Below are 5598 nucleotides of genomic sequence, written 5' to 3' on the forward strand. Positions count from 1 at the left end.
GGTCATAGCGCGAGGGAAACGCCCGGTTACATTCCGAACCCGGAAGCTAAGCCTCGTAGCGCCGATGGTACTGCAGGGGGGACCCTGTGGGAGAGTAAGACGCCGCCGAACAATCTTTCACAAATGACCCCTCATCCGGGAACGGATGGGGGGTCATTTGCATGTCCGGACCTGTTTCGGGCTGCCGGCTAGAGAGCCAGTTTGAAGCCCAGGTGGGAGGCCGTGAATCCGAGGCGCTCGTAGAACCGGTGGGCGTCCGTCCGGGTGGCGTCCGAGGTCAGCTGGACGAGGTCGGCGCCCAGGGAGCGGGACTTCTCGACGGCCCACTCGATCAGTTCGGTGCCGAGCCCGCTGCCCCGCTCGGTCGAGTCCACCCGGACGCCCTCGATGACGGTCCGGGTGGAGCCCCGGCGGGACAGGCCGGGGATGACGGTCAGCTGGAGGGTGCCGACCGCGCGGCCGTTCCGCTCGGCGACCACCACGTGTTGCTGTGGGTCGGCGGCCAGGCGGGCGAAGGCGTCCTGGTAGGGCGTCAGATCGTCGGGGGACTCCCGGGTCGCGCCCAGGGCGTCGTCGGCGAGCATCGCGACGATGGCGGGGAGGTCGGAGCGGACGGCGGGTCGGATGGTCAGTTCGTTCATGATCGGGACCCTAGACCGGGACCGACGGTGGGTCACTCGCCGGGTCCCGCACTGGTGATGACGGCGAAGGCGGCCCCGTGCGGGTCGGTGAGCTGGGCGAAGCGGCCCACGCCGTGGGCGTCGGTGGCGGGGAGGCGGACCGCGCCGCCGAGCTGCCGGGCCATGGCGATGGTGGCGTCGGTGTTCGGGACCTCGAAGTAGGGCAGCCAGTGCGAGCCGAGGCCGGCCGCGGTCTGGTCGGGGAACAGCTGGAGGATGCCGCCCTGGCCGTCGTCGGTGCCGCCGGTCGCGGGGGTGAGCACGGTGTACGTGCTGTCGCCGAACGGGACGTCCTGCTCCTGCCAGCCGAAGACGGCGCGGTAGAACGCCTTGGCCGCCGTCGGGTCCGAGCTGTAGAGCTCCGTCCAGCACAGCGTTCCCGGGGCGGTGACGGCGTCGAGGCCCGCCGTCTCGCCGGGCTGCCAGACCGCGAACTCGGCGCCGGTCGGGTCGGTGAGACCCGCCATCCGGCCGTTGGTGAAGACGTCGAAGGGGCCGAAGCGCACGGTCCCCCCGGCTGCCCTGACCCGCTCGGCGACGGCATCGGCGTCGGGCGTCTGGAAGTAGAGCGTCCAGGCCGGCTCCGCGCGGTCCTCGGTGAGCGGGCCGAGGGCCGCGACGGTGTCCGTGCCCCGGCGGAAGAAGCCGTATCCGCCGGCCTGCGGGCCGGCGGAGAAGAAGGTCCAGCCGAACAGGGCGGTGTAGAACGTGACGGAGGCCTCGGTGTCGGGACTGCCCAGGTCGAGCCAGTTGGGGGAGCCGGGGACGAAGTCGGTGCTGAGCATGGTGCGCTGCTCCTTCGGCGGGCCGTCCTCGCGGACGGGCGTGGTGCATGCCCCCTCTGGCATCCTCAGCCCTGCCAGGGGCGCCCACAACCGCAGTGCCGACGGGAACCGCGGTGCCGACGGGCGCGGGGCGGCCGGGAACGGCCGGCGGCTTGTCCTGATGTCGGTCGGGGGCGGTACGGTGCGTAGCGGACGGTCACAGGTACCGAGAGGGGCGTCGTGGACACGCAGCAGCGACCCGGGCAGGCGGGCGCGAAGGTGCCGCCGCAGCCGCCGCGCCAGCTGGCCGAGGTGGAGGGTGTGCTGGAGCGGATCACCTACGCCAACGAGGAGACCGGCTACACCGTGGCCCGGGTGGACACCGGGCGCGGGGCGAACGACCTGCTGACGGTGGTCGGGGCCCTGCTCGGGGCGCAGCCGGGGGAGTCGCTGCGGCTGTTCGGGCGGTGGGGGTCGCACCCGCAGTACGGCAAGCAGTTCACGGTGGAGAACTACACCACCGTGCTGCCCGCGACGATCCAGGGGATCCAGCGGTACCTGGGGTCGGGGCTGATCAAGGGGATCGGTCCGCGGTTCGCCGAGCGGATCGTGGAGCAGTTCGGCGTCGACACCCTGGAGGTGATCGAGCAGGAGCCGAAGCGGCTGATCGAGGTGCCCGGTCTCGGGCCGAAGCGGACGAAGATGATCGCGGCGGCCTGGGAGGAGCAGAAGTCCATCAAGGAGGTGATGGTCTTCCTGCAGGGTGTCGGTGTGTCGACCTCGCTCGCGGTGCGGATCTTCAAGAAGTACGGGGACAGCTCGATCGGGGTGGTGAAGAACGAGCCGTACCGGCTCGCCTCGGACGTCTGGGGCATCGGCTTCCTGACGGCGGACCGGATCGCCCAGTCGGTCGGCATCCCGCACGACAGCCCGGAGCGGGTGAAGGCGGGGCTGCAGTACGCGCTGTCGCAGAGCAGCGACCAGGGGCACTGCTTCCTGCCGGAGGAGCGGCTGATCGCCGACGGGGTGAAGCTCCTCCAGGTGGATGTCGGCCTGGTGATCGACTGTCTGGCCGCGCTGGTCGCCGAGGAGGGCGTGGTCCGGGAGAGCGTGCCGGGGGAGGCGGGCGAGCCGATCACGGCGGTGTACCTGGTGCCGTTCCACCGGGCGGAGATCTCGCTGAGCAACCAGCTGCTGAGGCTCCTGCGGGCCGACACCGACCGGCTGTCCGCCTTCGAGGCCGTCGACTGGCCGGCCGCGCTGGGGTGGCTGGCGAAGCGGACGGGGGCCGAACTCGCTCCCGAGCAGCGGGACTCGGTGAAGCTGGCGCTGACCGAGAAGGTCGCGGTGCTGACGGGTGGTCCGGGCTGCGGGAAGTCGTTCACGGTGAAGTCGATCGTGACGCTCGCACTGGCGAAGAAGGCCAAGGTGGTGCTGGCCGCGCCGACCGGGCGGGCGGCGAAGCGGCTCGCGGAGCTGACCGGCGCGGAGGCGTCCACCGTCCACCGGCTGCTGGAGCTGCGGCCGGGCGGCGAGGCGGCCTACGACCGGGACCGGCCGCTCGACGCTGACCTGGTGGTGGTGGACGAGGCGTCGATGCTGGACCTGATCCTGGCGAACAAGCTGGTCAAGGCCGTCGCGCCGGGTGCCCACCTGCTCTTCGTGGGGGACGTGGACCAGCTGCCGTCGGTCGGCGCGGGCGAGGTGCTGCGGGACATGCTGGCGGCGGGCAGCCCCGTCCCGTCCGTCCGGCTGACCCGGATCTTCCGGCAGGCGCAGCAGTCCGGCGTGGTGGTCAACGCGCACCGGATCAACGAGGGCCTGCCGCCGGTAACGGACGGGATGCCGGACTTCTTCCTGTTCGCCGAGGAGGACACCGAGCGGGCGGCCGGTCTCACCGTCGACGTGGTGGCCCGGCGGATCCCGCAGAAGTTCGGGCTGGACCCGCGCCGGGACGTCCAGGTGCTGGCGCCGATGCACCGTGGGCCGGCCGGTGCGGGCAATCTCAACACGCTGCTCCAGGCCGCCGTCACCCCGGCCCGGGAGGGGCTGCCGGAGCGCCGGTTCGGCGGCCGGACGTTCCGGGTAGGTGACAAGGTCACCCAGATTCGCAACAACTACGAGAAGGGGCAGAACGGGGTCTTCAACGGCACGGTGGGTGTCGTCACGTCACTCAGCGTGGAGGAGCAGCGGCTCACCGTCCGTACCGACGAGGACGAGGAGGTGCCGTACGACTTCGACGAGCTGGACGAGCTGGCCCACGCGTACGCAGTGACGATCCACCGTTCGCAGGGTAGTGAGTACCCGGCGGTGGTGATTCCCGTCACCACGTCGGCGTGGACGATGTTGCAGCGGAACCTGCTCTACACGGCCGTGACGCGGGCGAAGAAGCTGGTGGTGCTCGTCGGGTCACGCAGAGCGATCGCACAGGCTGTTCGAGCGGTCAGTGCAGGCCGGAGGCACTCCGCGCTTGATCATCGGCTCGCAACTGGATGATCGTCCAGGGGCTGTGGCCGAGGGAGGTTGTCTTGACGTGAAGAGATTTAGGGCGGAGCCTACTCTTGTGCCGATCTTGTCCGGTTCATACCGGCTGCGGCAACAGGATTTGTAGGGCGGGGCCCTTTTCGGCCCACCCCGGGTGCGCGGCCATCCCCCGGATGGGGGATCGTAGGACTGTCAGGGCACCTTGGGCAGAGGATTCATTTCGTCGGTGAGGAAGAGCGTGAGCGAGAACAGTCAAGGCGCAGTAGTACTGCGGTACCAGGACGGCGAGTACGAGTACCCGGTCGTCGAGAGCACTGCGGGCAACGCCGGTTTCGACATCTCGAAGCTGCTGCCGCAGACCGGCCTGGTCACCCTGGACAACGGCTTCGGCAACACCGCCGCCTACAAGTCCGCGATCACCTTCGTGGACGGCGACAACGGCATCCTGCGCTACCGCGGCTACCCGATCGAGCAGCTGGCGGAGCAGGGCAGCTTCGTCGAGACCGCGTACCTCCTGATCAACGGTGAACTGCCGACCGGCGAGCAGCTGACCGAGTTCACCTCGGAGATCACCCAGCACACGCTGCTGCACGAGGACGTGAAGCGCTTCTTCCAGGGCTTCCCGCGGGACGCGCACCCGATGGCGATGCTCTCCTCGGTGGTCGGCGCGCTGTCGACGTTCTACCAGGACAGCCACAACCCGTTCGATGCCGGCCAGCGTCACCTGTCGACCGTCCGCCTGCTGGCGAAGCTGCCGACGATCGCGGCCTACGCGTACAAGAAGTCGGTCGGGCAGCCCTTCGTCTACCCGCGCAACGACCTCAGCTACGTCGAGAACTTCCTCCGGATGACGTTCGCCGTCCCCGCCGAGGACTACGAGATCAACCCGGTCATCGTCAACGCGCTGGACAAGCTGCTGATCCTGCACGCGGACCACGAGCAGAACTGCTCGACCTCCACGGTCCGCCTGGTGGGCTCCAGCCACGCCAACCAGTTCGCCTCGATCTCGGCCGGCATCTCGGCGCTCTGGGGCCCGCTGCACGGCGGCGCCAACCAGGCCGTGCTGGAGATGCTGGAGCAGATCCAGAAGGACGGCGGCGACGTCGACGCCTTCATCCGCAAGGTGAAGAACCGCGAGGACGGCGTGAAGCTCATGGGCTTCGGTCACCGCGTGTACAAGAGCTTCGACCCGCGCGCCCAGCTGGTCAAGGGCCTCGCGCACGAGGTGCTCTCGCAGCTCGGCAAGTCCGACGAGCTGCTGGAGATCGCGCTCAAGCTGGAGGAGCACGCGCTCAACGACGAGTTCTTCATCTCGCGCAAGCTCTACCCGAACGTGGACTTCTACACCGGCCTGATCTACCGCGCCATGGGCTTCCCGACCAGCATGTTCACCGTGCTGTTCGCGCTCGGCCGACTGCCGGGCTGGATCGCCCACTGGCACGAGATGATCAACGACCCGGGCAGCCGCATCGGCCGTCCGCGTCAGATCTACACCGGTGTCGCGATCCGCGACTACGTGGAGCTCGGCGAGCGCTGAGTCCGCCGACCTGACGCAGAGGGGCCCGGCCGCTGGTGGGCAGGTTCTAGCGATCCCCGCAACACCCTGGATTCAGGGAGTTGCGGGGATCGTGGATTTTGAGGGCTTGAAGGCGAGGTTCTTCGAGGCGTTG

At 69.4% G+C, this 5598-nt stretch carries 4 protein-coding genes and 1 rRNA gene; 3 read left to right on the plus strand and 2 right to left on the minus strand.

Annotated elements, in window-relative coordinates:
• Nucleotides 1-111 (plus strand): 5S ribosomal RNA (rrf, locus tag ABD330_RS31845); the annotation flags it as partial.
• Nucleotides 112-188: 77 nt separating this feature from the next.
• Here rrf and ABD330_RS31850 read toward each other — a convergent pair.
• Nucleotides 189-641: a GNAT family N-acetyltransferase gene (locus tag ABD330_RS31850; RefSeq protein ID WP_344469794.1), complete on the minus strand. Its 453-nt coding sequence runs from the start codon at nucleotides 639-641 to the stop codon at nucleotides 189-191.
• 32 nt (nucleotides 642-673) lie between these two features.
• Nucleotides 674-1465, minus strand: a complete 792-nt coding sequence (locus ABD330_RS31855; RefSeq protein WP_344469796.1) for a VOC family protein — start codon at nucleotides 1463-1465, stop codon at nucleotides 674-676.
• A 258-nt stretch (nucleotides 1466-1723) separates the two neighbouring features.
• Between ABD330_RS31855 and recD2 the strand changes: the two genes are divergently transcribed.
• Entirely contained in the window at nucleotides 1724-3940 is a 2217-nt protein-coding gene (gene recD2 / locus ABD330_RS31860) for an SF1B family DNA helicase RecD2 (RefSeq protein ID WP_344469797.1), read from the plus strand.
• A gap of 214 nt (nucleotides 3941-4154) precedes the next feature.
• A complete protein-coding gene (locus ABD330_RS31865) occupies nucleotides 4155-5465 on the plus strand; it encodes a citrate synthase (RefSeq protein ID WP_425555722.1) in 1311 nt (436 codons plus the stop codon).
• The last annotated feature ends 133 nt before the right edge of the window (nucleotides 5466-5598 follow it).

The sequence above is a fragment of the Kitasatospora kazusensis genome (assembly GCF_039529945.1).
GTDB lineage: Bacteria > Actinomycetota > Actinomycetes > Streptomycetales > Streptomycetaceae > Kitasatospora > Kitasatospora kazusensis.